Raw genomic sequence first — 26,894 nt, 5'->3', positions numbered from 1 at the left:
AATGAAGGATACCGACATGGCAACCGGAGCATACCGGCACGTGGCCGAGGCGCTGCGCCAGGCAGAGCATGCGGGCTATGACGAGGCATGGTCGATGCCGCGCGCCTACTACGTCGATCCCGGAATCCTGGCGGAAGAGCGGGAACGGCTGTTCGGAACCGAATGGATCTGCTTCGGACGGGCCGAGGAAGTGGGCCAGCCGGGCGATTACCTGGCCTTCCAGCTGTGCGACGAACCGCTGGTGGCGGTGCGCGGGCAGGACGGGGTGCTGCGGCTTTTTTCCAATGTCTGCCGGCACCGCGGCGCCGTGCTGGCCGAAGGCAAGGGGCGGCACAACCGGCTGGTCTGCCCCTATCACCACTGGTCCTACGACCTGGACGGCAAGCTGGCGGGCGCGCCGCGGATGGAAGAACACCGCTCCTTCGATCCGGCTGCCTGTGCCCTGCCGCAATTCGCGGTCGAAGAATGGCACGGGTTCCTGTTCGCCAACCTGTCGGACAATCCGCCGCCCCTGTCGCCCAGGCTTCAGGGACTGAGCGAGCTGATCCGGAACTACCACATGGAGGAGATGAAGCTTCGCTATGTGGCGGACGAGATCTGGCACACCAACTGGAAATGCCTGATCGAGAACTTCATGGAAGGCTATCACCTTTCGCCGCTGCACAAGACGACGCTGCACCCGGTGAACCCGACCAGGCTGTGTAGCCATTTTCCGGCGGGCGATGCCTATTTCGGCTATAACGCGGGCTATTCCCCCGACCTGCCTCGATCGAATGCCGGGCACCCCGACCTGACCGAGGCCGAGGTCGACAATTGCGTCATGTTCGCCGTGCCCCCCGGTCTCGTTTCCGGTTGCGGCGGCGACTACTCTTCGTTCATCTGCATCCAGCCGGAATCGATTGACCGCGTCCGTGCGCGGATGGGTCTGATCTTCTACGGCGAAGGCTGGACGGACGAGGCGGTGGAAAACGCAGTGGTCCTTTTCAACGACACCATGGCCGAGGACAAGGAAGTCCTGATCGGGCTGATGCGTGGCATGGGGTCCCAACATCATCAGGCCGGGCCCCTGGCGCCGGCGGCCTATGAAGGCCCGGTGCTGGATTTCTACCGCTATTACAGCCGCCGGATGGCGGACCCGCTGGGGGCGCTGTGACATGAGCGGCCCCGAAGACAAACGCATGTCCTATCGTCCGCCGGTGCCGGTTCCGACGACGCAATACGGCCGCAAGGGCTTGACCCGGTCGACATGAAGAATAGGTGCAGCGCCCGAAGCGAGCTTCGGGCGCTGCAGTTCATTTCAGGCGCCAAGCCGGTCCCAAGGGCCGGAGACCCCAACAGGAGAAGAGTTTAGATGCCCATCAACCAAAAGCTTCTGGATCTGCTGCGCAAGGGGCGCAGCGCCCACGAAAACCACCTGATCGACGGGCTGATCGACGGTCGCGTCAGCCGGCGCGAATTCCTGCGTCACGGGTCGGTGCTGGGCCTGTCGGCAACCACGCTGGCCGCCGTCACCGGCGCGGCGGGTTTCGAGCTTCTGAGCGCGCGCCGTGCCTTTGCCGCACCGGGCGGCACCATCCGCGTGGGCCAGATTGTCCCCGCTGCCGTCATCGAACCCGTCTCGGTCGCGGACAGCGGCGGGATCACGGTTCTTAGCCAGGTTGCCGAAACGCTGGTCCTGTCGGGCAGCGACCTGACGGCGCAGCCGCTTCTGGCCGAAAGCTGGTTCCCGAACGAAGACGGCAGCGTCTGGACCTTCAAGCTGCGTCCGAACGTCAAGTTCCATTCCGGCAAGGTGATGAACGCCGATGACGTCGTCGCCACCTTCGAACGCCTGGCGGATCCGGAAAATGCGTCGAACGCGCTGTCGGCGCTGAAAGGCGTCCTGTCCAAGGGCGGCACCCGCAAGGTCGACGACCTGACGGTGGAATTCCACCTGGACGCGCCCAATGGCGGCTTCCCCTACACGGTGTCGACCGACAACTACAATGCCGTGATCCTGCCGGCCGACTATGACGGCGATTTCGAGAAGGACATGAACGGCACCGGCCCGTTCAAGCTGGTGTCCTATACGCCCAAGGTGGGCGCGGTCTTCGAACGGAACCCGGATTACTGGGGCGACGCGCCGCTGCCGGACCGGATCGAACTGCACTTCTACGACGACTACCAGCCGCAGATCCTGGCGCTGCAGGCGGGCGACCTGGACGTGATGCAGCAGGTGCCGGTCCTGCAGGGCATCGCCCTTCTGCACGATCCGAACGTCACCATCATCTCGACCCCGTCGTCGGCGCACCAGCAGGTGCACATGCGCACCGACAGCGCGCCCTTCGCCGACAAGCGCGTGCGGCAGGCCGTGGCGCTGTGCCTCGACCGGCCGGGCCTGGTGCAGGGCCTGATGCAGGGCAAGGCGGTGATCGGCAACGACAGCCCCTTCATGCCGGCCTTCCCCGCCACCGATCATTCGATCCCGCAGCGCGAAAAGGACCTGGCCAAGGCCAAGGAACTGCTGGATGCGGCCGGCGGCGGCTTCGAGGTGACGCTGACCACCGAGAAGTACCTGGAGATCCCGCAATACGCGCAGCTGATCCAGGCCGCGGTGCGCGAGATCGGCATCGACATGAAGCTGAACATCATGGACCAGGGCGCCTATTATGGCGAAGCGGTGCCGGGCAATTCGCCGTGGCTCGATTCCGTGATGGGGATCACCGATTACGGACACCGCGGCGTGCCGAACGTGTTCCTGCAGGCGCCGCTCCTGTCGACGGGGACCTGGAATTCGGCCCATTTCAACAACAGCGAATATGATACGCTGGTGGCGTCCTATATCGCGGCGCTGGACCTTGAGGCGCAGAAGGAAACCGCCAGCAAGATCCAGACCCTGCTTCTGGACGAGACGCCGATCATCGACGCCTACTTCTACGACTACCTGACGCCGACCAAGGCCGGCGTGACAGGCGTGGAACCGACGGCGATGGGGCACCTTTTCCTGCAGCGGGCCAGCCTGTAAGGTTCAAAAAGAACGGCCCGGCCGGACGCGTCCCGCGCGCCCGGCCGGCACCTTCCGAAGGAGACCCGGGCAATCGCACGCTACCTTACCCGTCGCCTCGCGCTGTCGCTCGTGACCCTCTGGATCCTCAGCATGCTGGTCTTTGCCGGCGCCCGGCTGCTGCCGGGCGATGTCGGTCGTGCCATGCTGGGGCCCTTCGCCGACCCGGCGGCCGTTGCCACGCTGAACCACCAGTTGGGCACGGACAGGCCGCTTCTGGTGCAATATGTCGACTGGATCGGCGATTTCGTGACCGGCGATCTGGGCCAGTCCTATTCCTATCGCGCGCCGGTGGCACAGTTCCTGTGGCCCGCGCTTCTGAATTCCGCCAAGCTGGCGCTCGTGGCCTTCTGCATGGTCGTGCCGCTGGGCATTCTGGGCGGCGTCATGGGCGCGCTGTACCGGGACCGCGCGATTGACCGGATCCTGTCGGTCACCGGCATGGTGGCGACCGTGGTTCCGGAATTCGTGTCGGGACTTGTCCTTCTGCTGATCTTCGCCGTCTGGCTGCACTGGTTCCCGTTGTCGGCGACCGCCCCGGCCGATGCCGGCGTTCTGACCCAGTTCTACCACCTGATCCTGCCGTCGATCCCCCTTGTCCTGATCCTGTTCGGCTATATCGCCCGCATGACCCGGACGGGGATGATCGAGGCACTGGACGCCGACTATACCCGCACGGCGATCCTGAAGGGCCTGCCGCGCGCGACCGTGATCCGCCGCCATGTGCTGCGCAACGCGCTGCTGCCGACGATCAGCGTGATCTCGACCCAGACCGTCTATCTGATCGGCGGGCTTGTGGTGATCGAGATCCTGTTCCGCTACCAGGGGATCGGCAGCCTGATCTATACCGCTGCCAACAAGAAGGACTTTCCCATCCTTCAGGCCGGGATCATGTCCATCGGTGTGCTGTTCACGATCATGACGATCCTGGCGGACCTGCTTTATGCCGCGCTGAACCCGCGGATCCGGTTCGGAGGCGACGGATGACCGATATCGCTGCCCAAAGCCGGGCCTCCGCACCCCGCGGTCTGGCCCGGCGCCTGCTGACGCGCCCGTCCTTCCTGATCGGCAGTATCGTGGTGTTGTTCTGGGTCGTCTGCGCGCTTTTCTGGCCCGTGCTGGTGCCCTACGATCCGTTCTATACAGACCTGATGGTGCCCTTGAAGCCGCCCTCGGCCACGCACTGGTTCGGGACGGACCAGCTGGGCCGTGACGTGTTTTCCCGCGTGCTGGCCGGTGCGCGCGACATCCTGACCGTGGCGCCGCTGGCCACGCTTCTGTCGACCGTGGTCGGCACCACGCTGGGCCTGATCATGGGCTATGCCGGCGGGCTGGTGGACGAGGTCCTGAGCCGCATCGTCGACGCGGTGCTGGCGCTGCCGGTGGTCATCGTGGCGCTGCTGGCGCTGACCTCGATCGGCGCGTCGATGTGGACGCTGCTGCTGGTGATCGGCTTTTCCTTCTCGCCCATCATTGCGCGGACGGTGCGGGCCAGCGTGCTGGCCGAACGGCAGCTTGACTATGTCGCCGCCGCCCGTCTGCGCCGTGAAAACCACCTTTACACCATGTTCGTCGAGATCCTGCCCAACGTCCTTGGCCCCGTAATGGTCGAGATGACGATCCGCCTGGGCTATGCGATCTTTACCGTCGCCACGCTCAGCTTCATCGGCTTCGGGATCCAGCCGCCGTCGCCCGACTGGGGTCTGTCGATTTCGACGAATTACGGCCTGATCGGCGGCGGATACTGGTGGACGGTGCTGTTCGACGGACTGGCCATCGCCACGCTGGTCGTGGGCGTGAACCTTGTGGCCGACAGTATTCAGGGGGCGCTGAATGACTGAGGTCCCGGCACTTTCGGTTCAGGGCCTGTCGGTCGGCTATACCGTCAAGGGTGTCCTTCAGCACGTGCTGAAGGATGTCAGCTTCACCATCGGCCGGGGCGAGGCCTTTGGTCTGGTGGGCGAATCCGGCTGCGGCAAGTCGACGGCGGCCTATGCCGTGCTGCGCTATCTGGCCCGAAACGGATCGGTCGAGGGCGGAGAGATCCGGATCGATGGTCGCGACGTCTATCAGCTGGACGCGGCCGCCCTGCGGGCACTGCGCCGGGAAAAGGTGGCGGTCGTCTACCAGGATCCGGGCCGGGCGCTGAACCCGTCGATCCGGATCGGCGACCAGCTGGCCGAGGTCTTCGAGCTTTTGGGCGTGCCCGCCGCCGACCGCGCGCAGCGCAGCATCGGGATGCTGGAAAAGGTCCGCATCAAGAACGCGGCCGTGGTCGCGCGCAGCTATCCGCACCAGCTGTCAGGGGGCATGCAGCAGCGTGTGGCCATCGCCATGGCGCTGGCCAGTTCGCCCACGCTGCTGATCCTGGATGAACCCACCACCGGCCTTGATGCCACGGTCGAGGCCGAGGTTCTGGACCTGATCCAGGCGCTGCGGCGGGAATTCGACGCCTCGATCCTGTTCATCAGCCACAACCTGGCCATCGTGACACGGATGTGCGACCGGGTCGGCGTGCTCTATTCCGGGCGGCTGGTGGAAGAGGGGCCGACCCGCGATCTCTTTGCCGCGCCCTGCCATCCCTACACGACCGAACTGCTGCGCTGCCTGCCGCGGCCGGGGATGGACAAGGCCACGGCGCCGCTGGCGACGATCCCGGGCACGCTGCCCGAGCCCGGCAGCGTCATGCAGGGCTGTGTCTTTGCCGCCCGCTGCCGGCTCGCCGACGACCGCTGTCGCGCGGAAGATCCGCCGCCCGAAGGTACGGCGCCGCGGATGGTCCGTTGCCATCACACCGACCGGCTGGCCGAGCTGGAGACAGAGGCAGAGGCGCCGGTTCATGTCCGGAAGGCCGCCGGCGCCGCGGCACTGGAACTGCGCAAGGTCGCCAAGACCTTCGGCCATGGCGACCAGAAGGTCCGCGCCCTGCGCGAGGTCAGCCTGACCCTGAACAAGGGCGAGACGCTGGGTCTTGTGGGCGAATCCGGCAGCGGCAAGACCACGCTGGCCCGCGCCATGCTGGGCCTGATCGCGCCGGACGCGGGCGGAGAGGTCGTGCTGGACGGACAGGTCCTGCACCCCGACCTGAAGCGGCGCAGCCTGGATCAGGTGAAGGCGCTGCAGATCGTCTTCCAGAACCCGGATTCCGCGCTGAACCGGTCGCATTCCATCGCCCGCATCATCGGCCGGTCCATGACCCGCCTTCTGGGCCTCAGGGGGGCCGCCCGGGGCGAGAAGGTGAAAAGCCTGCTGGCGTCGGTCCGGCTGGCGGACCGGTTCCTGGACGCGGTGCCGAAACAGCTTTCGGGTGGGCTGAAACAGCGTGTGGCCATCGCCCGCGCGTTCGCCGGCGATCCCAAGGTGGTGATCTGTGACGAACCGACCTCGGCGCTCGACGTGTCGGTGCAGGCCGCGATCCTGAACCTGCTGGTCGAGATGCAGGCGCAGCAGGACGTGAGCTACGTCTTTATCTCGCACGATCTGGAAGTGGTGCGCTATGTCTCGGACCGGATCGCGGTCCTTTACATGGGAGAACTGCTGGAAGTGGGCCCCGCGGCCGAGGTCTTTGCAGGTCCGCAGCATCCCTATACCAGGACGTTGCTGGCGGCATCCTCGGGCGAGGCCCCGGGCATCACCGGGGCAGGGGGGCCGCAGGCCCAGGGCTGTATCTTCCATGCCCTGTGCCCCGCCCGGATCGACGGACGCTGCGAAACGGAACGCCCGGCCGAAAAGATGGTGACCCCGGACCACATGATCCGCTGCCATCTGGAGGCAGAGGCGCTACGGGCCTGACAAGGGCAGGCCTGAAACGATCCGGTCCCGGACGGCGGCGCGGAAGCGACAAGCAGCCGGGCCATGCCGATCCTTGACGGGCGGATCGCCGCCTTCGGCCCCGGCGCTGCTGCGCCTGCGTTCCGCACAAACCCGGCGGCCCGCCGGGCGGAGTGTGCGCGGTCGCGGCCGGTTCCGCAGGCGACAGGGATCAGGCCATCGCGGAAACGCCCGGAAGGTCCGCTAGGTGGGCCTTGTCCAGCATCATGTGACACCCTTTTTCGCCGTTCACGATCTGGGTGATGCGCAGGTCGCCGATCAGCGACAGGAACATGTAGGCCTGTCCGCGGGTCAGATCCGACAGCTCGCACAGCCAGTCGATCATGCGGCGCAGCGCCTCGCGCGCGGCGGTGTCCAGATCCTCGTCCATCCCCATGGAAATCAGGTGCGTTGGCGTTTCCGCCCGGGGGAAATCCCAGCCGCGGGCCTTGTGCAGGTGGAATTCGAACCGGCCGCGCAGCGAGGTTTCGATGGCGGTGATGCAGACCTCTCCGTCGCCCTGAACGCCATGACCGTCGCCGCAGGAAAACAGCGCGCCGGGCGCGTGGACCGGCAGGAACAGGGTGGCGCCCGCGCCCAGTTCCTTGTTGTCGAGGTTGCCGCCGTTCCTGCGCGGCTGGATGGTGGAAATCGGGCCCCAGCCTTCCGGCGGGGCCACGCCCATCACGCCGAAGAAGGGCTTCAGGTCCAGCTTGCTGCCCCAGGGCAGGCGGGCGGTATTGGTGAACAGGTCGATCTGCGGGTGAATCTGTTCGGCGGTGTCGAAATCGTCGGGCAGGCCGCCGGCCAGCGGGCGGAACAGGGTATAGCCCCAGTCGACCATCGGGGCCACGTCGATCACCCGGACTTCCAGCACGTCGCCCGGCAGCGCGTCGCGGATTGCGATCGGACCGGTCAGCAGGTGGCCGGGCATCCGGCGTTCGGCCCGTTCGTGGATGTCGAGCAGCGCCCGCGGTACGTCGAAGCCGGGCCCGGGCAGGTTCGAGGGCGCGCCGCTCAGCGCCTCCACCGTGACGGTATCGCCGCTGTCAACGGTCAGGACCGGCTGCAGATGGGCGTCGAACCAGCCCCAGTGCACGGTTTCGGGGGTCGAGGTCAGGAAATGGTCGGCCATCTGGTGTCGTCCCTGCTGTCAGGCGGTCTTCGATACGGGCCGCCGGAAGGTGTGAAACATGTCGTGCGACATGGCATGGCGGTCGGCCTGTCCGCGTTCGCCTTCACCGTAGGGGCGTTCGAGACGCGGACGCAACTGCGCGAGATCGTCCAATCCCAGGGACATGCCGCGACCCCGGGCCTGCGGGTCCTGTCCGGGGTCCTGTATCGTCGGACCAGCGGATCACCCCGTCCGGCAGGGGGTGGGCGACGTCTGGCCAGGTCACGCAAAGCGGGCTTTCGCCTGCATCGCGTGACATGTGCCCTCGGTCTCGGTCTCGGTCTCGGTCTCGGTCTCGGTCTCGGTCTCGGTCTCGGTGTGCGGTCCGTGGGGCGAACTGCGGACCGTGGAGCAGGGGACCGGCCACTGTCGGGGTTACGCCATCCTGCGACAGGCGCGCAGCGCATTGCCGAAAAGGTAGCCCCGCGATCCCTTGACGGGTCTCAGCGGGGCCCGAACAGGGCCTTGGCCTCTTCCGCGGTGTAGCGGCCAAGCCGGACGTCCTCGGCCACCAGCGCAGGGTCGCGCTTTTCGGGGGGGCCATAACCGCCGCCACCCGGGGTTCGGACATGGACGCGGTCGCCGGCGCTCAGCGCGATGTCCTGCGCCTTGGACAGGTGTTCCGGCACGAAGCTTTGGCCGGATCGGGTGACCGTCACCCGGTTCACGCCGCCGTCGGCCCCGCCCAGCACGCCCTGCGGCCCGAAACGGCCGTGGTCCATGACGAAGCTGGCGCGTGCGGTGCCCTTCAGGATTTCGACTTCGTAATCCAGTCCGAAGCCGCCGCGATGGGTGCCGGCGCCGCCCGATCCTTCGTGCAGCGCATAGCGGTGGTAGAGGACGGGGAATTGCTGTTCCATGATCTCGACCGGCGGGGACTTGGAGATGCCGATGGTCGAACAGCCGTTGGAGATCCCGTCGCCCCCGGCATAGCCGCCATAGCCGCCGCCAGAGATCTGGTACATGACATAGCTGCGCCCTTCCTCGGGCACCTCGCCGCCCAGGGCGAAGTTGCCCGAGGATCCGGCAGGTGCCGCGGTGACGATATCGGGCAAGGGGCCGACCAGCGCGGCAAAGACGGCCTCGGCAATGCGCTGGCTGACTTCGGCCGCGCAGCCGGAAACGGGGCGGGGATACTGCGCATCGAGGAAAGTACCTTCGGGGCGGACGATGTCCAAAGGCTCGAAAGCGCCGGCGCTGATCGGGACGTCCGGGAAGATGTGGCGCATCGCCAGGTAGACCGACGATTGCGTCGTGGCGAGGACCGAGTTCATAGGCCCGGCGCAGGGGGCGGAGGAGCCCGAGAAGTCGAAGGTCAGTTTTTCGCCGTCGGCGGTGATGGCCAGCCGGATTTCCAGCGGCTCGTTCACGACGCCGTCGCTGTCGACATAAGCCACGGAGGTGTAGGTCCCCGGCGGGATCTGTGCGATATACGCACGCATCTGCCGGGAGGCGCGACGGCGCAGTTCGCCGATGGCCTCGGCCACCGTGTCGTCGCCATAGCGGTCGAGCAGCCGTTCGAGCCGCGCCTGGCCCACGTAAAGGGCGGCGGCCTGTGCCTTGACGTCGCCGATCCGCTGGTCGGCCACACGGATGTTGGAACAGATGATGGCGTAGATTTCGGGGTCCAGTTCGCCCTTCTTGAAAAGGCGCACGGGCGGCAGCCGCAGACCTTCCTGTTCGACGGCAGTGGCAGAGGCAGAGAAGCCGCCCGGCACGGCGCCCCCCGTGTCGGGCCAGTGGCCGGTGTTCGACAGCCAGCAGAAGATTTCCCCGTTCCGCCAGACCGGCATGGCAAAGCGGACGTCCATCAGGTGGGTGCCGCCAAGATAGGGGTCGTTGACGATGTAGATGTCGCCCGGCTGGGGCGCGATGGTCCTGCCGTCGGCGATCATCCGGATCAGCGTGCGGGTCGAGAACTGCATGGTGCCGACAAAGACCGGCAGGCCCATCGACCCCTGGGCGATCAGGCTGCCGTCCTCGGCCGAGTAGATGCCGTCGGAGCGGTCGTTGGCTTCGGCGATGACGGGCGAGAAGGCGGCGCGGGAGAAGCTGAGATCCATCTCGTCGCAGACCTGCTGAAGGCCCGACTGGATGACGGTCAGGGTGATCGGATCGATGGTCATGCGCGTACTCCGGGCGTCGGGTCGTGGGGCAGGCGGCGGATGCCTCCGGCGGGAGTATTTTCGAAGAGAAGAAGCAGGCGCGGGCGCCCGGGTTTCCGGGTCATGGGCGCGGTCCCAGCGTGACGATCAGGTTGCCGTCTTGATCCTGGGTGGCCACGTCACCGGGTTCCATGACAAGGGTGCAGTCCATTTGTTCGACGATGGCCGGGCCCGAAAGCGTTGCGGAGGCGGGCAGGAAATCGCGCCAGTAGACGGGGGTGTCGGTCCAGCCGTCGAACCAGACGTCGCGGGTGCTGGTTTGGGCGTCTGCCAGCGTCGGTTTGCGCAACGACGCGTCGATGAGGAGGGAGAGGTCGACCTCGGGCCTGCGGCCGATGACGGAGGTGTTCACGTTGACCAGCGCCGGGCGGATTTCCGGAAGCGCCACCTGGAAGCGGCGGAAATAGGCCTCCTCGAAGAGTTTCTGCAGGTCTTCTCGTGTGGGGCTTGCGTCGGGGATCGGCACGCGGAGGAGGTGGGTCTGGCCGATGAATTGCATGTCCACCGAATGGGAGACCTTCAGTTCGGCGATGTCGACGCGTTCGGTCTCGACGGCGGCGGTGCCTTGCGCGACCTGCGCGGCGAGGGCGACGTGGACCTCCTCCATATCGCAGAGGTCGAGCGGGCGGTTGATGGTCTGTACGAAGTCGTGGCGGAGGTCGGCCACGATGCACCCCAGTGCATTGGTGATGCCGGGCCGGGCCGGGACCAGCACCCGGGGCACGCCCAGTTCGCGGGCGATGGCGCAGGCGTGGAGGGGGCCGGCGCCGCCGAAGGCGAAGAGCGCGAAGTCGCGCGGATCCTCGCCCAGCGAGATCGAGACCATGCGGACGGCATCGGCCATCTTGGCTGTGGCGATCTGGAGGACGGCGGCGGCGGCGGCCACGGCGTCGAGGCCCAGGGGGGCGCCGAGCCTGGCCGCGAAGGCGTCGCGGATCGTGTCGAGGGTCACGCCGCCAGCGCCGGTGTTCAGGCGGTCGGGGTTCATCCGGCCCAGCAGCATGTTGGCGTCGGAGATGGTGGGTTCGGTCCCGCCCTTGCCATAGCAGATCGGGCCCGGGGTCGATCCGGCGCTGTCGGGGCCAACCTGCAGCAGGCCCGCCGCGTTCACCCGTGCGATCGAGCCGCCGCCGGCGCCGACCGTGCGCACGTCCACCATGGGGACGTGGATCGGCATGGCATATTCGATCTCGATCTCGTGAGAGACGGCGGGGTCCGCACCGCGGATCATGGCCACGTCTGTCGAGGTGCCGCCCATGTCGTAGGTCAGAAGGTCCGGGATGCCGGCGCGGCGGCCGGTATAGGCCGCGGCCATCACGCCAGAGGCGGGACCGGACATGACGGTCTTGGCGGCCTCTTCGGCCACGATCCGGGCGGAGACCATGCCGCCATTGCCGTTCATGACCAGCAGGTCGCTGGCATAGCCGCGATCCGCCAGCCGGTCGGCCAGCCGTTCGACATAACGGCGGAGCAGCGGTTGCACCGAGGCATTCACCGCCGCCGTCACGCCGCGTTCGTATTCGCGGCTTTCCGACAGCAGCGCGTGACCCATGGTGATGTTGCCGTTGGGCCATTCCTGGGCCGCGATCTCTCCCGCGCGGCGTTCATGGGCGGGATTCGCGTAGGCGTGCAGGAAATGGATCACCAGCGCCTCGCAGCCCGCGTCCACCAACTGGCGGAGGGCGGCGCGAAGCGCGTCTTCGTCAAGCGCCAGGTATTCCGTGCCGTCCGCCAGCATGCGTTCGGGCACTTCCAGCCGCAGGTCGCGGGGGATCAGCGGGCGGAACTGGCCCGACATGCCATAGGGGTGCGGCCGGGTACGGCGGCCCAGTTCCAGCACGTCGCGGAACCCATGGGTCGTGATCAGGCCGGTCTTGCAAAGCTGGCGTTCAAGCACCGCGTTCGTCGTCGTCGTGGTGCCGTGAACGATCAGGTCCAGCGCTGCGATATCGACCGATGCCGCATCCAGTGCCGCCAGAACGCCATGCGCCTGGTTGTCGAGCGTGGTCGGCACCTTGGCAAGTTTCACCCGGCCCGCGCGGCTGTCGTAGTGGACGAGATCGGTGAAGGTGCCGCCCACGTCGATGCCGGCGAAGCTGCCGGTGATGTCAGTTCTGGTCATGTCTTGGCCTTCGCGAGGATGGCGGCCCGCACCCGGTCGGGGGTCGCGGGCAGGTGGTGGATCCGCGCGCCGGAGGCATGCGCAATGGCATTCAGGACGGCCGGGGCGGTCGGGATCAGGCAGTGTTCGCCCAGCCCCTTGGCGCCGTAGGGTCCGTGCGCATCGCCGGATTCCACGATGATCGACGTCACGTCGGGCACGTCGCCGATGGTCGGGATCAGGTAGTCGTGCAGGTTTTCTGTCCGGCCGGGCAGGAATTCCTCCATCAACGCCAGGCCGATGCCCTGGGCGATGCCGCCTTCGATCTGGCCTTCGACCAGCGTCGGGTTGATGGCGCGGCCGACATCGTGGGCGGCGACGAAGCGCAGGAGCTTCACGGTGCCCAGGTCCAGATCGACCTCCAGTTCCACCATCTGGGCGGCGGTGCCGAAGACGGCATAGGGCGAGCCCTGGCCGTTTTCGTCCAGCGGCAGGGTGGGCGGGTCATAGCTTTCGACCACTTCCAGCGCGTAAGGCGTACCTTCGGGCAGGGCGATCCGGCGAGTCTCTCCGTCCTCGGACACGGTCAGGCCGTCTTCGGTGGCAGCGATCGTAGCCCCGGTGCCCGCATTGCCCAGCCGCAGGATCTGGGCCCGCAGCGCCTCTCCCGCCAGACGGGCCGCATTGCCTGTGATGAAGGTCTGGCGCGAGGCCGAGGTCTTGCCGGCGTCCGGCGTCACGTCGGTGTCGGGGCCGACAAGGGTGACCTGAGACACCGAGACGCAAAGGGCTTCGGCAAAGATCTGGGTGATGACGGTGTTCGACCCCTGGCCGATGTCGACGGCACCCTGGTGCAGGACGATTTCCCCGCCCGGCGTGACCCCGGCGCGGATGGTCGAGGGGTTCGACATAGAGGTATTGCCGCAGCCGTACCAGCCGCCCGCCACGCCGACGCCGCGCTTGACCGTCGTATGGGAGGCATTGAACGCCTTGGCCTCTGCCAGCGCGCGGGTCCAGTCGGGTTTCAGCGCGTCGAAACAGGCGTCGATGCCCATGCCGGTGTCGAAGACCTGGCCCGTCACGGTTGGATCGCCGTTCTGCAGGCAGTTCATGCGGCGGAATTCCAGCCGGTCGATGCCCAGCTTTTCCGCCAGCATGTCGTAAAGCTGTTCCTGCGCCACCGACGATTGGGGCACGCCGAAGCCTCGGAAGGCCCCGGAGGACGCGGTGTTGGTGTGGATCCCGACACTGTCGGCCACGTAGTTGGGCGTCAGGTAGGGACCCGAGGCATGGATCGGCACCCGGTTTGCCACCGTCGGACCCCAGCTGGAATAGGCGCCGGTGTTGAACGTGCCCTGGAACCTTGCCGCCACGATGCGGCCTTGGGCGTCCGCGCCGATCTCCATCCAGGTTTCAGACGGATGGCGTTTCGTCGAGGTCGCGATGCTTTCGCCGCGGGTATAGGTCATGCGGACGGGCCGGTTCAGGATCCAGGCGGCCAGCGCCACGTAGGGCTGGGCCGTCAGGTCCAGTTTCGATCCGAAGCCGCCGCCGACCGCTGTCGGCAGGATGCGCACGTTTTCAGGTGCCAGACCCAGGATCCCCGCCAGCCCGTCGCGGTTCATGTAGGGGGCCTGGGTGCAGCACTGGACCTCGATCCGGTCGCCGACGCGGCGGGCGGTCGCGGCCTCGGGCTCGATATAGGCGTGTTCGATGAACCCGGTGGAAAAGGCGCCGCTGACGGTGTGGGCGGCCGTCTTCATCGCGTCCACAGCATTGCCCCGGGCGACATGGCCGCGGCACATCACGTTGGCTTCGCGGTCTGGGTGCAGCAGGGGGGCCCGGGCCGCGCCGGCGGGCGTCAGGTTGGCCGGGCGTTCGTCCCACGTGACGGGGAAGGGCGGCAGGGTATCCAGCAAGGCGGCAGGCCCCACGACGGCGGCCACGGCCTCGCCCTTGTAACGCGCTTCTTCCACGGCAAAGACCGGCTGATCGATGAAGCCCGGGATCACGCCGAAAAGGTTGTCGCCCGGGATGTCCTTCGCGGTCAGGATCAGGTCCAGCCCGGTCCGGGCGCGATAGGCGTCCAGATCGCCGAAGGTGAAACCGGCCCGGTGAAAGGGCGACCGGATTGCGCGGACGGTCAGCGCATCGGCGGGCGCCACGTCGTCGCCGAAGCGTTCGGCGCCCGACACCTTGGGCCAGCCGTCCAGCCGCGCGGTGCGTTCACCGACACTGCCTTCGGCCTGCGGGTCGGCATCCGACGACACGTCCAGAATCGCCGCGATGATCTTGCGGTATCCGGTGCACCGGCAGAGGACACCGCCAAGAGCGTCGGCCACCACGGCCTCGTTCAGGGGCAGTCCGGTGCGCAGCAGGGCCACGGCCGACACCATCATGCCCGGCGTGCATATCCCGCATTGCGCGGCCTGGTGGCGCTGGAAGGACTTCGCCAGCCGCTGCGCGATGTCGTCATGTTCGACCAGCCCGGCCTGGGTATCGACCCTGCGGCCCTGCACCTGGCCCGCGGCGGTCAGGCAGGCGCAGACCGGATCGCCGTCGACCAGAACGGTACAGGCGCCGCAGTCACCGGCATTGCAGCCGACCTTCACGTCCCGGGCACCGGCAACGTCGCGCAGCATGTCGGACAGGCGGGCGGTGGCATCGGCGGGGACCGTGATCTTGGCCCCGTTCAGGACCAGGCTCAGATGGCCCTGGGGTTCGTCAAGCGACATGAGGGGCCTCCATGGCGGTCAGGACGGTGCGGGCGACCAGCGTGGGCACCGCCTCGCCGCGATAGTCGGCGCTGGCGCGGACATCGGTGATGGGGGAGAGGTCCGATAGGTCGGCCTTCGCGCAAAGCGCGGGGATGTCGGCGGCAGTCGCGCCGGTCAGTTGTGCCTCCAGCGCCGTCAGGCGCCGGGCGACGGGGGAACAGGCGCCCACGGCCACGGCGGCATTGGTGATCTTTCCTGCGCCAATCTCGACAACGGCAGAGATCATGGCGATGGAGATCACCAGGTACTTGCGCGCGCCCAGCTTCAGGAAGGCGCCCCGGCCGGGCCCGTCCGGGATCAGCAGGGCGGTCACGATCTCGCCTGGTTGCAGGTCGGTCTGGCGCGGGCCTTTCAGGAAGGTATGCAGGGGTAGGGTGCGCAGGCCTTCGGGCCCGGCGATTTCGACCGCCGCGTCCAGCGCCATCAGGGCCGGCACGCCATCGGCAGCGGGCGAGGCGTTGCAGATATTGCCCGCGACGGTTCCGGCATTCTGGATCTGGATCGATCCGACCTCGCGCCCCGCCAGTTGCAGCCCGGCTAGACGCGGCGGAAGCTCCGCCTTCACGATATCGGTCCAGGTGGTGGCCCCGCCGATCCGCCAGGTGCCGTCTGCCAGCGCGATGCCCCGCAGGTCGGCCACCCGTGTCAGGTCGATCATCCTGTCCGGCGGCATCCCGTCGCGCAGCGCGGGATAGACATCGGTGCCCCCCGCAAGGAGCACGGCGCCCGGTTCTGCCATGAGCGCCAGAGCGGCGTCGAGTGATTCGGGTCGGTACAGCATCTGCCGCCTTTCCTCTGCGGGTCGTCCGTATCGTTTGCGTGCAAACGATACGGACTCACGTTACGAATCTGCCTGAATTTTTGTCAATCTCGCAGATCGGTTTCGCGGGTGTCCTCCCCCAATATTCGCGTGTCGTTCGTACACGAATGAAAAATTGGGCGGGCTGTGCCCTGAAATGATGCAGCCGACGATCGGGGGACGTTTTCTTGAAGGCCTCCTGCCTCCCGGCATCGGGTTGGCACGCCCCCGCGAAACCCTGTCTGCACAGGGGTTCCGCGCCGGGCAGACGGGGAAACAGCCCGGAAGGGGGCCGCGGATCGCACTCAAGTGACGACGGCGCAAAACAGTTGACAGGCAAATCCCCGTCATGCGTTCGTATACAAACGAATAAGCCAGTCGTGCGCCCAGCTCCGGAGACCCAGTCTTGACCGACGCAGCCACCAGCCGCACCGAAGCCGTCAAGCCGGAGAAGATCCGCTGCGACGCCTGCCCTGTCATGTGCTACATCGCCGACGGCCGCGCCGGGGCCTGCGACCGCTATGCCAACGAAGGCGGCGAACTGGTCCGTCTGGACCCCCTGACCATCATTGAAAACCGCGAGGATACGGCGCTGGTGCCTTTCCTTGCACGGGAATGGGACGGCGACATCGTCTCGGGCGAGGACGCGTTCATCACCGCGGTGGGGTCGGGTACGACCTATCCCGATTATAAACCCGCGCCCTTCATCGTCGCCTCGCAGGCCGCGGGCGTGGACATGATCACCGTGGTGACCGAAGGGATCTTTTCCTATTGCGGCGCCAAGGTGAAGATCGACACCGACCGGCACCTGGGCGTCGAAACCGCTGCCGTGCGGGCGAATGGCGAGGTGATCGGCCATGTCACGACATCCGAATACGGCTCGCAGATGCTGTCGCTGGGCGGCGTGCATCACCTGACCGGCGGATCCAAGAAGGAAGGCCGCGCGACCTGTTCCGCTTTGCTGGCGCTGTGCAACGGCGAGAGGGTGGAGCTGACCATCGACGACGGGGCAGAGCTGGAGATCAAGGCCGGCCAGGCGCCAGTGGTGAATGGCCAGCGCGAGGAACGGATGCGCGTGGGCTGCGGATCCGCCACGGTGGGCATGTTCGCGGCGCAATGGAAAGGGCTGGTCGACGAGGTCGTCGTGGTCGACGATCACATCACCGGCGTCATGTCCGAACACCAGGCCGGCAAGGTCATCGGGTGGGAGCCGTCGGGCATCCGCATCAAGGGACACCGGTCGACCCCCGGCCGGTACTTCCAGGTCGCCGAACCGGGGACGGGCTGGGGCGGCACCAACCTGACCGATCCGCTGCTGATCCTGGACAAGTGGCAGGACAAGAAGGGTGCGCGCCCGGGCCTGTCGCTGCTGATGGTGTCGACCACCGGCGAACACGCGGCCTATTACGAACTGAACGACGACCTGATCCCCGTACAGACAGACATCCCCGAGCGGCTGATGCCTTCGGTCCGGCGGATCGAGGAGAACTGCGAACCGGCGATGGCCTCGGTCCTGTTCATGGCGGGTGCGGGCGGGTCCTTGCGGTCGGGCGTCACCGAAAACCCGGTGGGCCTGACCCGGTCGGTCCAGTCGCGGCTGACGCGGGTGACGGTGGGCGGCGCGCCGGTCTTCATCTGGCCGGGCGGCGGCATCACCTTCATGGCCGACGTGACCCAGATGCCGAAGAATGCCTTTGGCTATGTTCCCACGCCGGCGCTGGTCGCGCCCATCGAATTCACGACGACCGCTGCCGATTACGCGGCGCTTGGCGGGCACATGGATTATGTGATGCCGCTGGACGAGGCGCTGAAGGGCACCAAGGGTCGGCAGAACGATCACCGCCTGTCGGGCCGCCAGTCTGTCGCGATGAAACCGGGCCTGCCCTGGCCCGGCGGGGGCGCAAAGTGATGAGGGCCGAGGGACCGACGGCCGGCATCTCGGCCGATGGACGGTTGCGGCTGGTCCATGGTCCCATCGACCTTGTCGTCGCCGCCGAAGGCGGGGCGGAACGGGTCCAGGCGGCCTATCGCCGGGCCCATGTCGCCTTTGTCCCGGTGCTGACGGCGCTGGTGGGTGAACTGCCCCGGCTTCGCAGTCCGCACGGCCCGGACCTGTCGGGCGCGGTGGCGCGGCGGATGCAGGCGGCGACGGACCGCTTCGCGCCGGTCTTCGTGACGCCGATGGCCGCCGTGGCGGGATCGGTGGCCGATCACGTGCTGGCCGCGATGCTGAAAGGCGCCCACGGCCTGACGCGCGCCCATGTGAACAACGGCGGCGACATCGCCCTGTGGACGTCCGACCGGCCGCTGGTGCTGGCAATCTGCGAGGATCCGGTGACCGGTGCTGCCGGGGCGCAGGCCGCCATCGGTGCGGGTGACGGGATCGGTGGGGTGGCAACCTCCGGGTGGCGGGGGCGGTCGCATTCGCTGGGGATCGCCGATGCGGTGACGGTGCTGGCCCGCGATGCGGCCACGGCCGATGCCGCGGCGACGCTGATCGCCAATGCGGTCGACCTGCCCGGCCATCCCGGGATCGCCCGCGCACCGGCCCGCGACCTGTCGCCCGACAGCGACCTGGGCGACCTTCCGGTCACGACCGACGTGGCCCCGTTGACTCCGCAAGATCTGAACCGCGCACTGGACCGCGGGATGCTGGTCGCGCAGGATTACATAGACCGCGGCCTGATTGCCGCCGCCTGCCTGGCTGCCCAGGGCGTGCGGCGGATGACCGGCGCCGCCATCGCCCCGGCGCTTTCGAAGGACGAGAAGACCCATGCCTGAACCCAAGATCCGCAAGACCGCCATCGTGATCGAGACGATCCACCACGAAGGGGGCCCCGTCGCCGAAACGCCCCTGCGCAAGGGCGCGATCATGGCGGTGATCCAGAACCCGTTCGCGGGGCGCTATGTCGAGGACATCCAGCCCTTCATGGACGACCTGAAGCCCCTGGGCGAACGGATGGCGCAGGACCTGATCGACGCGCTTGGCGGCGATCCGGCGATCATCGAGGGCTATGGCAAGGGCGCCATCATCGGCACGGCGGGCGAGGTCGAACACGGCGCGCTGTGGCACGCCCCCGGCGGCTATGCCATGCGCGCAAAGATCGAGAACAGCGCGGCCATCGTGCCGTCCACCAAGAAGGTCGGTGTCCCGGGCACGAAGCTGGATGTGCCGATCACTCACGCCAACGCCTCCTATGTCCGGTCGCATTTCGACGCGATGGAGGTGGGCATCGCCGACGCGCCGCGCCCGGACGAAATGCTGCTGGTCCTGGTGATGACCACCGGCCCCCGGATCCACAACCGCGCCGGCGGCCTGGCCGCAGCCGACGTGAAGGGCGAGGACGGCCTTCGATGACATGACGACCGGGGGCGCCGCCCCCGGGACGGACCGACCACGACACGGAAAAAGACACGCGAGAGCATTTGCCGGAACGAAACCATGCGGATCGCCTGCCCCCGTCACGTGGTGATCTGCAAGCCAGCCGAGGAGTTGAGATCATGACGACCTTCGTCCGCAACGCATGGTACGTCGCCGCCTGGTCGACCGAAGTCGACGACACGCTGCGCCGTTTCACCATCCTGGGCGACCACGTGTTGCTGTTTCGCAAGACCGACGGATCCATCGCGGCGCTGGAAGACCGCTGTCCCCACCGGCTGCTGCCCCTGTCCAAGGGCAAGCGGATCGGCGACACGGTGCAGTGCGGCTATCACGGGCTGACCTTCGACGGGACGACGGGGCATTGCACCCGGGTCCCCGGCCAGACCAACCTGCCGAAGTCCGCCTATGTCGAGGCCTACCCGATAGAGGAACGCCACGGCATCGTCTGGATCTGGATGGGCGATCCCGACCGGGCCGACCCGTCCAAGGTCTTCGACATGCCGGAATTCGACATGCCGGGCTGGAAGGTCCACCATGGCGACGCGCTGCACCTGAAGTCGAACTACCTGAACGTCGCCGAAAACCTGGTGGACCCGGCCCATATCAGCTTCGTCCATCCGACAACGCTGGGATCGTCCGCATCGGAAAACGTTCCCGTCCACGTCCAGACCGAAGGCGAGGCCATCGTCGCCTGGCGCTGGATCCGGGATGCGGAACCCGTGGGCTTTTTCAAGGGCTTCGGCGGGTTCACGGGCAACGTGGACCGCTGGCACTATTACTACCTCTACACGCCGTCGACCGCCGTGATCGACTTTGGCTCGGCCCCGGTCGAGGACCAGATCGCCGAGGATGAACGCGACCGCGGCGTGCGGATCTTCGCGCTGCACTTCGTTACCCCGGTAACCGAGAATTACACGATCGACCGCTGGATGCACATCCGGAACTCCGCCCTCGACGATCCCACGGCGGAAGAGACGATGGACAGGATGTTCCGCGTGGCCTTCGCCGAGGACAAGGAGATCCTGGAAGCGGTGCAGGAAGAGGAACAGCGCCCCCAGAAGCGCCGTCCGATCCGCATCGCCATCGACAAGGGCCCGCTGGTCTATCGCAAGCGGATCAACGACCTGCTGGAACTGGAACGGACCGAGGACCTGGCCTCGGACCTTTCGCCAGCTTTTGTTTACCACGATTAAGCGGCACAAGACCGTTACACCCCGGGGCGCCACCGGCCCCAGACCAACAGAGGAAGCTAGGATGACCCTGACGAGACGCACGATGATGGCCGCGGCCACCGCGCTGGCGCTGGTCCCTGCCGCCGCCATGGCGCAGGAGACGATCAAGATCGGCGAGATCAACCACTACAAGCGCATGGCCGCCTTTGCCGAACCCTACAAGAAGGGGATCGAACTGGCGCTGAAGGAAATCAACGCCGATGGCGGCGTGCTGGGCAAGCCGATGGAATTCATCTTCCGCGACGACCAGGGCGACCCGGCCGAGGCGGTGAAGATCGCCGAGGAACTGATGACCCGCGACGGCGCGGTGATGCTGACCGGCTCGATCCTGTCGAATGTGGGTCTGGCCCTGTCGTCCTTCGCGGCCGAAAAGGGCTATCTGTACCTTGCCGCGGAACCGCTGGCCGACAGCCTGGTCTGGCAGTCGGGCAATCCGAACACCTTCCGCCTGCGTGCCTCGACCTGGATCCAGGCCGCGATGCTGGCGGAAGAGGCGGCCAAGACCGATGCAGTGAAATACGCGACCATCGCGCCGAACTATGCCTACGGGCAAGACGCCGTGGCGGCCTTCAAGGCCAACCTGACCAGGCTGAAACCCGATGTCGAATTCGTGGCCGAACAATGGCCGGCGCTGTTCAAGATCGATGCCGGCGCCGAGGTGCAGGCCATCGAACGTGCCAAGCCCGATGCAATCTTCAACGTGACCTTCGGCACCGACCTGGCCAAGTTCGTGCGTGAAGGCGGCGACCGGGGCCTGTTCGACGGGCGCGAGGTCTATGGCCTGCTGACCGGCGAACCGGAATACCTGGAGCCCTTGGGCGACGAGGCGCCGGAAGGCTGGTACGTGACCGGCTATCCCTGGTACGCGTTCGAGGACGGTACGCCGGAGAAGGCCTTTGTCGACGCCTACACGGCCGAAACCGGCGAAACGCCCAAGATCGGCTCGCTGGTGGGCTATCTTGCTGCGGTCTCCATCGCTGCGGCCATCGACAAGGCCGGATCGACCGACACCCCGGCGCTGATCGCCGCCTTCGAGGATCTGGAGATCCCGGACACCCCCATCGGCCCGCTGTCCTACCGGTCCATCGACAACCAGTCCACCATGGGCGCCTATGTCGGCACCCTGGCGCTGGAAGATGGCAAGGGCGTGATGGTCGACTGGTCCTACAAGGGGCCCGATGGCTATATGCCGTCGGATGACGACATCAAGGCGATGCGTCCGGCGGAATGATCCGCCCTGTCCGGGGGATCCGTCCTCCGGCCGCCCCCGACCTGACAGGTCCTGACCGATATTGCCGGGCGCCCTGACGGCGCCGGCATTCTTCCCGTTGACCAATCGCCCCGGATTCACAAGGACGACTGCCCGACATGGCCTTTCTCTTCGCCCAGTTCCTGACCGGCCTTGCCAATGCCTCGTCCCTGTTCCTGGTGGCATCCGGGTTGTCGCTGATCTTCGGCGTGACCCGGATTGTGAACTTTGCGCACGGGTCCTTTTACATGCTGGGGGCCTTCGTCGGCGTGACGCTGATGGAAATCCTGCCCGGCGCCGTGGGCTTCTGGGGGGCGATCCTTCTGACCGGCCTGATCGTCGGCCTCTTCGGTGCCATCGTCGAGATGGTGGTGCTGCGCCCGATCTACCGGGCACCGGAACTGTTCCAGCTGGTCGCCACCTTCGGCGTGATCCTGGTGATCCAGGATCTGGCCCTGATGATCTGGGGCGCCGAGGACCGGATGGGCCCCCGCGCGCCCGGCCTGCGCGGCGTCTGGCGGATCTTCGATGAACCCGTACCGAAATACGACATCGTCATCATCGCGATCACGCCCTTTATCCTGTTCGCGCTATGGTATCTGATCACCCGCACCCGTGTCGGCATCCTTGTCCGCGCCGCCACACAGGACCGCGAGATGGTGGGCGCCCTTGGCGTCAATCAGGCGTGGCTGTTCACAGGCGTCTTCGCGCTGGGGTCCGCCCTGGCGGGCTGGGGCGGCGCGCTGCAGTTGCCGAAGGGCGGCGCGGACCTGCTGATGGATTTCAACATCATCGGTTCGGTCTTCGTCGTGGTCGTGATCGGCGGCATGGGATCCCTGCCCGGAGCCTTCATTGCGGCGGTGCTGATTTCCGTCCTGAACGTGCTGGGCGTGACCTACCTGCCGCAATCCACGCTGGTCCTGATGTTCGTCGTCATGGCCGTGGTGCTGATCATCCGCCCCTATGGCCTTCTGGGGCGCGAGGAGGTGGCCGGCGAACACGGACAGGTCGGCGCGCCGGAAGCGCCGATCCGGCCCTATGGTCCGGTGGGGCGGTCGCTGGTCGCCGCGCTGCTGCTGGTGCTGGCGGTCGTGCCCTTCTTTGCCGACCGGTTCCTGATGACCCTGCTGATCGACATGATCGTCTTCGCGCTGTTCGCCGCGTCCCTGCATTTCATCCTGGGCACCGGCGGGCTGGTCAGTTTCGGCCACGCGGCCTTTTTCGGCGGCGGCGCCTATGCCGCGGCGCTGCTGGTCTTTCACACCGGCACGCCGATGGAGCTTGCGTTTCTCTTCGCCCCCCTTGCCGCCGGGCTGCTGGCCCTTGGCATCGGCTGGTTCTGCATCCGGCTGACCGGCGTCTACTTCGCCATGCTGACGCTGGCCTTTTCACAGCTTGTCTGGTCGCTGGCCTTCCAGTGGCGGTCGGTCACCCGGGGCGATGACGGGCTGGTCAACATCTGGCCTGCGCCGTGGCTGAACGGCCCGGTGCCCTATTACTACTTCACCCTGATCCTGGGCGTGGGCGGCATCCTGTTCCTGCGCCACGTGATCCATTCGCCCTTCGGCTATGCGCTGCGCGCCGGCCGCGACAGCCCGCGCCAGGCCGAGGCGATGGGGATCGACGTGAAACGCGTGCAATACGTGGCGTTCGCCCTGGCGGGTGTGATGGCCGGGCTTGCGGGCGGCATCTTCGTCTTTTCCAAGGGATCGGTCTTTCCGACCGAGCTGGAGATCGGCGCCAGCTTTGACGCGCTGATCGTGGTCTTCCTGGGCGGGGTCAAGACGCTGGCCGGCGGTGTCGTCGGCGCGGGCTTCATGACCGTGGTCGAAGACTGGCTGACCCGCCTTGAATACTGGCGCCTGCTGCTGGGCCTTGTGATCATCGCCGTTGTGATCATTGCGCCCGAAGGCATCGTCGGATCGCTCCAGACCCTTTGGCGCCGGATCCGCAACACCGGGGACGAGGAGATCGCACGATGACCGATATCCTGCGTGTCGAGGACCTGAAGAAAAGCTATGACGGCTTCGTCGCCGTCAACGGTGTGTCCTTTTCCGTGGCGAAGGGCGAACTGAAGGCCCTGATCGGCCCGAACGGTGCGGGCAAGTCCACCTGCTTCAACATGCTGACCGGCCAGTTGCGCCCCACCAAGGGCGACGTCTGGTTCGATGGCGAAAAGATCACCGGCCGGAAACCGCGCGAGATCTGGCGCAAGGGCGTCGGCCGCACATTCCAGATCACCGGGACGTACCAGTCGATGACGGTGATCGAAAACGTGCAGATGGCGCTGATGAGCCATCACCACAAGCTGTTCTCTTTCGGGCCGCGGGCCTGGAAGCTCTACCGCGAGGAGGCGTTCGAATTCCTGGACACCGTGGATCTGGCCGACCAGGCCGACCGGCCCTGTTCGGTTCTGGCCTATGGCGACCTGAAGCGGCTGGAACTGGCGATCGCCCTGACGCACCGTCCCCGCCTGCTGCTGATGGACGAACCGACCGCGGGCATGGCGCCCACGGCGCGGGTGGCCTTGATGCAACTGGTGGCGGATATCGTCCGCGACCAGGGGGTCAGCGTGCTGTTTACCGAACACGACATGGACGTGGTCTTTGCCCATGCCCATCACATCATGGTCCTGAACCGGGGCGAGCTGATCGCCGACGGCGACGCCAATGCCGTCCGCAACAATCCGCGGGTGCAGGAAGTCTATCTGGGCGGCGGCACGCTTTTCAAGGAGGCGGCCGATGCTTAGCGTCGAAGGCATTCACAGCTATTACGGCAAGGCCCATATCCTGGACGGGCTGTCGTTTCAGGTTTCGCGGGGCGAAGTCGTGGCGCTGCTGGGCCGGAACGGCGCGGGCAAGTCGACGACAATGAAGTCGGTGATGCAGCTTGTCCGCCCCCGCAAGGGCAAGGTCGTCTTTCAGGGCACCGACGTGGTGGGCCAGTCCGCTTTTCGCGTGGCCAAGGCCGGGATCGGCTACGTGCCGGAAGAACGCCGTATCTTCACCGATCTGACGGTCATGGAAAACCTGGAGGTCGGGCGCCAGCCGAAACGCGAAGGCGCGCCGGAATGGACCGTCGAGCAATTGTTCGAGATCTTCCCGAACCTGAAGGAACGCCGCTCCAACCGGGGTAAGCACATGTCGGGGGGCGAACAGCAGATGCTGACCATTGCGCGGACCCTGATGGGCAACCCGATGCTGCTGCTGCTGGACGAACCGTCCGAAGGCATCGCCCCGGTGATCGTCGAGCAGATGGCCGAAACGATCCTGAAGCTGAAGGCCGAAGGGCTGACGGTCATGATCTCGGAACAGAACCTGCATTTCGCGCGGGCAGTGGCGGATCGGGCGATCATTGTCGAAAGCGGCGAAAAGAAGTTCGACGGCAGCTTTGCGGACCTCGAAGCCCACCCGGAAATCCGCGACGCCTACCTGTCGGTCTGACCGCGGCGGCCCCCGGAAACGGCCGAAGGAAGGGTGTCGGGGCCAGGATACCCGCCGCAACCGGCCGACAGGCCGCAGGGATGGCCAGGTCCACATCGCAGGGACCGCATGAAATCTCTGCCATGTGGGCATGGACCGGACCCGGATCCTGCTGGTGGCCGACCCGGCCGCCACGGACAACCGCCACGAAATCGTGGCCTCGGGCGATTTCGGCACGATTTCGGTCGTGCTGGCGAACCGGCCCCTGGCGGCCAATCCCAAATCCTCGGAAATGACCGCGCTGAATCTTGTGCGCCTGATCGAGAACCGGGTCTCGCCGCTCGTCATCTGACCACGGCCGCGCCACGGAACGTCCTTGGACCGTCAGTGCTTGGCGATGTACTTGCGCAGGCTGCCCAGTATCGCTTCCAGCTTGCGCTTGCCCACGACCGCTTCCATCTGCGCTTCGGCCTTTGCCACGGCATCGCGCAACTGATGCATCAGGTTCATTCCGTGGGGTGTCAGCTTCACGATCTTGGCGCGGCCATCGGTTTCGTCCGCCTCGCGGTAGATGATGCCGGCGGCCTCGCATTGCTGGATCTGTTCGGCCATGGCCTGCTTGGTCATCTGCGCCCGCGCGGCCAGGTCGATGGCGCGGGTGCCCTTGGCGTCCAGATTGCGGATCAGCTTGATATGAGTGCGCCGCATTCCGGGGAATTCCTGCTTGTCGATCAGGGCGATCACCTCTTCCTCGAAGATGTCGACGGTCCGGTTCATCAGCCGGCCCACATTCTCGAACCGCCAGTGCATGTCATCGGTGTCGGAAGCGGGCGCGGCGGCAGAGGTAGGGGCGTCGGTCACAGTCAAAAGGTCCGGTTTGTCAGCGGAAATCGACCGGGGCGCAGCTTGTCCGCATGCCGTCCGGCCTGGGGCACCGGGATCTTATCGCCGCCGTCCCGGGGCCCGTCAAGGGAGCCGGATCTGCATGGTTCCAGGTCCCCGGACCGCCGGGATCAGCGCAGGCAGCGACTTGGGAAAAAGGGGCGATCGGGCGGCAGACGTCGCGCGCCTGCCCGTCACGGCTGGCCGGCGTTGCCGTGTGCTGGTCCGTGGTCTTCATCGCCGATTGCTGCGCCCGGCCGACGAAGCGGCGCCGCGTAGGCGTCAGGCCGCCGGTTGCAATCTTTCTTTCGGAGTGTCGGGCCAGGCCGCCATCAACGCCCTACGCGCGAATGTTCAGGGCTGGCGCCGGGCCAAAAAGGTGGTCTGGCCGGGAATGCGCATCGTCTTTCCTTTCTTCCGGGGTGGCAGGGTCGGTGGGTCCCCGCATGATACGAAGCGCACGGCGATCTGAAGTTCGGGATGCAATCTGCAACTGAAATTTGCGGCGGAGAGAGATTTCTCCCGATGACCGGCCTTTCACGGACGCTTGCCGAATGCGACTGAAACAGTCAGGTTTCAGAGCCCGACAAAATCGATCAAGTATTTGTTTTTCAAGAATTAATCTTGACCTTGCCCTGCAGATTCCCTATCTCTCCTTCAAGTCAGACAGCCAGCCTGAAGCCAGCCACCTGACAGGCAGAAGTGCATAGCCACCCGTCGGCAGCCAAGCACCGCGCCAGCTCTCTGCCAGCTCTCTGCCAGCTCTCTGCCAGCTCTCTGCCAGCTCTCTGCCAGCTCTCTGCCAGCTCTCTGCCAGCTCTCTGCCAGCTCTCTGCCAGCTCTCTGCCAGCTCTCTGC

The 26,894-nt window shown here is 66.6% G+C and carries 22 protein-coding genes; 14 read left to right on the top strand and 8 right to left on the bottom strand.

Annotated features, from left to right (window positions below; translation table 11 throughout):
- The first annotated feature begins 16 nt into the window (after positions 1-16).
- From FQK05_RS20460 to FQK05_RS20440, 5 genes are all read left to right on the top strand, one after another.
- Entirely contained in the window at positions 17-1,153 is a 1,137-nt protein-coding gene (locus tag FQK05_RS20460; RefSeq protein ID WP_158970376.1) for an aromatic ring-hydroxylating oxygenase subunit alpha, read from the top strand.
- Positions 1,154-1,351: 198 nt separating this feature from the next.
- The gene (locus FQK05_RS20455; protein WP_158970374.1) at positions 1,352-3,004 is read left to right on the top strand and encodes an ABC transporter substrate-binding protein; all 1,653 of its coding nucleotides are present in this window, start codon (positions 1,352-1,354) and stop codon (positions 3,002-3,004) included.
- A gap of 72 nt (positions 3,005-3,076) precedes the next feature.
- On the top strand, positions 3,077-4,030 hold the full coding sequence (locus tag FQK05_RS20450) for an ABC transporter permease (protein WP_267902379.1): 954 nt from the start codon (positions 3,077-3,079) through the stop codon (positions 4,028-4,030).
- Complete coding sequence (locus FQK05_RS20445) at positions 4,027-4,884, top strand: ABC transporter permease (protein ID WP_158970372.1); 858 nt, start codon at positions 4,027-4,029, stop codon at positions 4,882-4,884. The genes FQK05_RS20450 and FQK05_RS20445 overlap by 4 nt, the downstream gene beginning before the upstream one ends.
- The gene (locus tag FQK05_RS20440; RefSeq protein ID WP_158970370.1) at positions 4,877-6,835 is read left to right on the top strand and encodes an ABC transporter ATP-binding protein; all 1,959 of its coding nucleotides are present in this window, start codon (positions 4,877-4,879) and stop codon (positions 6,833-6,835) included. The genes FQK05_RS20445 and FQK05_RS20440 overlap by 8 nt, the downstream gene beginning before the upstream one ends.
- Positions 6,836-7,025: 190 nt before the next feature.
- On the opposite strand, the gene FQK05_RS20435 is transcribed toward FQK05_RS20440, so the two are convergent.
- From FQK05_RS20435 to FQK05_RS20410, 6 genes are all read right to left on the bottom strand, one after another.
- Positions 7,026-7,988, bottom strand: a complete 963-nt coding sequence (locus FQK05_RS20435) for an acetamidase/formamidase family protein (protein WP_158970368.1) — start codon at positions 7,986-7,988, stop codon at positions 7,026-7,028.
- 18 nt (positions 7,989-8,006) lie between these two features.
- Positions 8,007-8,153, bottom strand: coding sequence for a hypothetical protein (locus FQK05_RS20430; RefSeq protein ID WP_158970366.1), 147 nt, complete (start codon positions 8,151-8,153; stop codon positions 8,007-8,009).
- A gap of 317 nt (positions 8,154-8,470) precedes the next feature.
- Positions 8,471-10,153 (bottom strand): hydantoinase B/oxoprolinase family protein, encoded by a 1,683-nt coding sequence (locus FQK05_RS20425; RefSeq protein WP_158970364.1) that lies wholly within the window; start codon positions 10,151-10,153, stop codon positions 8,471-8,473.
- Between the two features lie 100 nt (positions 10,154-10,253).
- Positions 10,254-12,314, bottom strand: coding sequence for a hydantoinase/oxoprolinase family protein (locus FQK05_RS20420; protein ID WP_158970362.1), 2,061 nt, complete (start codon positions 12,312-12,314; stop codon positions 10,254-10,256).
- Positions 12,311-15,028, bottom strand: coding sequence for a molybdopterin-dependent oxidoreductase (locus FQK05_RS20415; RefSeq protein ID WP_158970360.1), 2,718 nt, complete (start codon positions 15,026-15,028; stop codon positions 12,311-12,313). Before FQK05_RS20415 ends, FQK05_RS20420 begins: the two co-directional genes overlap by 4 nt.
- Positions 15,018-15,851 carry an FAD binding domain-containing protein gene (locus tag FQK05_RS20410; RefSeq protein ID WP_158970358.1) on the bottom strand — a complete coding sequence of 278 codons (834 nt, stop codon included), beginning with the start codon at positions 15,849-15,851 and terminating at the stop codon, positions 15,018-15,020. The genes FQK05_RS20415 and FQK05_RS20410 overlap by 11 nt, the downstream gene beginning before the upstream one ends.
- A 496-nt stretch (positions 15,852-16,347) precedes the next feature.
- Here FQK05_RS20410 and FQK05_RS20405 point away from each other — a divergent pair, with 496 nt between their 5' ends.
- From FQK05_RS20405 to FQK05_RS20365, 9 genes are all read left to right on the top strand, one after another.
- The gene (locus tag FQK05_RS20405; RefSeq protein WP_233270616.1) at positions 16,348-17,778 is read left to right on the top strand and encodes a 6-hydroxynicotinate reductase; all 1,431 of its coding nucleotides are present in this window, start codon (positions 16,348-16,350) and stop codon (positions 17,776-17,778) included.
- Complete coding sequence (locus FQK05_RS20400; protein WP_158970354.1) at positions 17,778-18,650, top strand: UPF0280 family protein; 873 nt, start codon at positions 17,778-17,780, stop codon at positions 18,648-18,650. Before FQK05_RS20405 ends, FQK05_RS20400 begins: the two co-directional genes overlap by 1 nt.
- The gene (locus FQK05_RS20395) at positions 18,643-19,227 is read left to right on the top strand and encodes an amino acid synthesis family protein (RefSeq protein ID WP_158970352.1); all 585 of its coding nucleotides are present in this window, start codon (positions 18,643-18,645) and stop codon (positions 19,225-19,227) included. Before FQK05_RS20400 ends, FQK05_RS20395 begins: the two co-directional genes overlap by 8 nt.
- Before the next feature lie 143 nt (positions 19,228-19,370).
- Positions 19,371-20,444 (top strand): aromatic ring-hydroxylating dioxygenase subunit alpha, encoded by a 1,074-nt coding sequence (locus FQK05_RS20390; protein WP_158970350.1) that lies wholly within the window; start codon positions 19,371-19,373, stop codon positions 20,442-20,444.
- Positions 20,445-20,505: 61 nt separating this feature from the next.
- On the top strand, positions 20,506-21,714 hold the full coding sequence (locus FQK05_RS20385; protein WP_158970348.1) for an ABC transporter substrate-binding protein: 1,209 nt from the start codon (positions 20,506-20,508) through the stop codon (positions 21,712-21,714).
- A 137-nt stretch (positions 21,715-21,851) separates the two neighbouring features.
- Positions 21,852-23,714 (top strand): ABC transporter permease, encoded by a 1,863-nt coding sequence (locus FQK05_RS20380; RefSeq protein ID WP_158970346.1) that lies wholly within the window; start codon positions 21,852-21,854, stop codon positions 23,712-23,714.
- Positions 23,711-24,481 carry an ABC transporter ATP-binding protein gene (locus tag FQK05_RS20375; RefSeq protein ID WP_158970344.1) on the top strand — a complete coding sequence of 257 codons (771 nt, stop codon included), beginning with the start codon at positions 23,711-23,713 and terminating at the stop codon, positions 24,479-24,481. The genes FQK05_RS20380 and FQK05_RS20375 overlap by 4 nt, the downstream gene beginning before the upstream one ends.
- Positions 24,474-25,175, top strand: a complete 702-nt coding sequence (locus FQK05_RS20370; protein WP_158970342.1) for an ABC transporter ATP-binding protein — start codon at positions 24,474-24,476, stop codon at positions 25,173-25,175. The genes FQK05_RS20375 and FQK05_RS20370 overlap by 8 nt, the downstream gene beginning before the upstream one ends.
- A 124-nt stretch (positions 25,176-25,299) precedes the next feature.
- Positions 25,300-25,506 carry an aspartate dehydrogenase domain-containing protein gene (locus tag FQK05_RS20365; RefSeq protein WP_325063922.1) on the top strand — a complete coding sequence of 69 codons (207 nt, stop codon included), beginning with the start codon at positions 25,300-25,302 and terminating at the stop codon, positions 25,504-25,506.
- Positions 25,507-25,538: 32 nt separating this feature from the next.
- Here the strand turns inward: FQK05_RS20365 and FQK05_RS20360 are convergent, their stop codons facing one another.
- Entirely contained in the window at positions 25,539-26,015 is a 477-nt protein-coding gene (locus tag FQK05_RS20360; protein ID WP_158970338.1) for a MarR family winged helix-turn-helix transcriptional regulator, read from the bottom strand.
- A gap of 667 nt (positions 26,016-26,682) precedes the next feature.
- Positions 26,683-26,894: hypothetical protein (locus FQK05_RS26240; RefSeq protein ID WP_233270604.1), on the bottom strand; the 212-nt coding region annotated here is incomplete at its 5' end.

The sequence above is a fragment of the Chachezhania sediminis genome (genome assembly GCF_009765275.1).
Classification (GTDB): Bacteria; Pseudomonadota; Alphaproteobacteria; order Rhodobacterales; family Rhodobacteraceae; genus Chachezhania; species Chachezhania sediminis.
This window is presented reverse-complemented; position numbering and strand designations above follow the sequence as displayed.

What these genes read in the sequence shown, in the direction of transcription:
- FQK05_RS20385 (WP_158970348.1), top strand. Translation starts at nt 20,506, where the DNA reads ATGACCCTGACGAGACGCACGATGATGGCCGCGGCCACCGCGCTGGCG.
- FQK05_RS20405 (WP_233270616.1), top strand. Translation starts at nt 16,348, where the DNA reads ATGTGCTACATCGCCGACGGCCGCGCCGGGGCCTGCGACCGCTATGCC.
- FQK05_RS20430 (WP_158970366.1), bottom strand. Translation starts at nt 8,153, where the DNA reads ATGTCCCTGGGATTGGACGATCTCGCGCAGTTGCGTCCGCGTCTCGAA.
- FQK05_RS20455 (WP_158970374.1), top strand. Translation starts at nt 1,352, where the DNA reads ATGCCCATCAACCAAAAGCTTCTGGATCTGCTGCGCAAGGGGCGCAGC.
- FQK05_RS20400 (WP_158970354.1), top strand. Translation starts at nt 17,778, where the DNA reads ATGAGGGCCGAGGGACCGACGGCCGGCATCTCGGCCGATGGACGGTTG.
- FQK05_RS20420 (WP_158970362.1), bottom strand. Translation starts at nt 12,314, where the DNA reads ATGACCAGAACTGACATCACCGGCAGCTTCGCCGGCATCGACGTGGGC.
- FQK05_RS20380 (WP_158970346.1), top strand. Translation starts at nt 21,852, where the DNA reads ATGGCCTTTCTCTTCGCCCAGTTCCTGACCGGCCTTGCCAATGCCTCG.
- FQK05_RS20445 (WP_158970372.1), top strand. Translation starts at nt 4,027, where the DNA reads ATGACCGATATCGCTGCCCAAAGCCGGGCCTCCGCACCCCGCGGTCTG.
- FQK05_RS20375 (WP_158970344.1), top strand. Translation starts at nt 23,711, where the DNA reads ATGACCGATATCCTGCGTGTCGAGGACCTGAAGAAAAGCTATGACGGC.
- FQK05_RS20435 (WP_158970368.1), bottom strand. Translation starts at nt 7,988, where the DNA reads ATGGCCGACCATTTCCTGACCTCGACCCCCGAAACCGTGCACTGGGGC.
- FQK05_RS20395 (WP_158970352.1), top strand. Translation starts at nt 18,643, where the DNA reads ATGCCTGAACCCAAGATCCGCAAGACCGCCATCGTGATCGAGACGATC.
- FQK05_RS20390 (WP_158970350.1), top strand. Translation starts at nt 19,371, where the DNA reads ATGACGACCTTCGTCCGCAACGCATGGTACGTCGCCGCCTGGTCGACC.
- FQK05_RS20425 (WP_158970364.1), bottom strand. Translation starts at nt 10,153, where the DNA reads ATGACCATCGATCCGATCACCCTGACCGTCATCCAGTCGGGCCTTCAG.
- FQK05_RS20415 (WP_158970360.1), bottom strand. Translation starts at nt 15,028, where the DNA reads ATGTCGCTTGACGAACCCCAGGGCCATCTGAGCCTGGTCCTGAACGGG.
- FQK05_RS20410 (WP_158970358.1), bottom strand. Translation starts at nt 15,851, where the DNA reads ATGCTGTACCGACCCGAATCACTCGACGCCGCTCTGGCGCTCATGGCA.
- FQK05_RS20440 (WP_158970370.1), top strand. Translation starts at nt 4,877, where the DNA reads ATGACTGAGGTCCCGGCACTTTCGGTTCAGGGCCTGTCGGTCGGCTAT.
- FQK05_RS20370 (WP_158970342.1), top strand. Translation starts at nt 24,474, where the DNA reads ATGCTTAGCGTCGAAGGCATTCACAGCTATTACGGCAAGGCCCATATC.
- FQK05_RS20460 (WP_158970376.1), top strand. Translation starts at nt 17, where the DNA reads ATGGCAACCGGAGCATACCGGCACGTGGCCGAGGCGCTGCGCCAGGCA.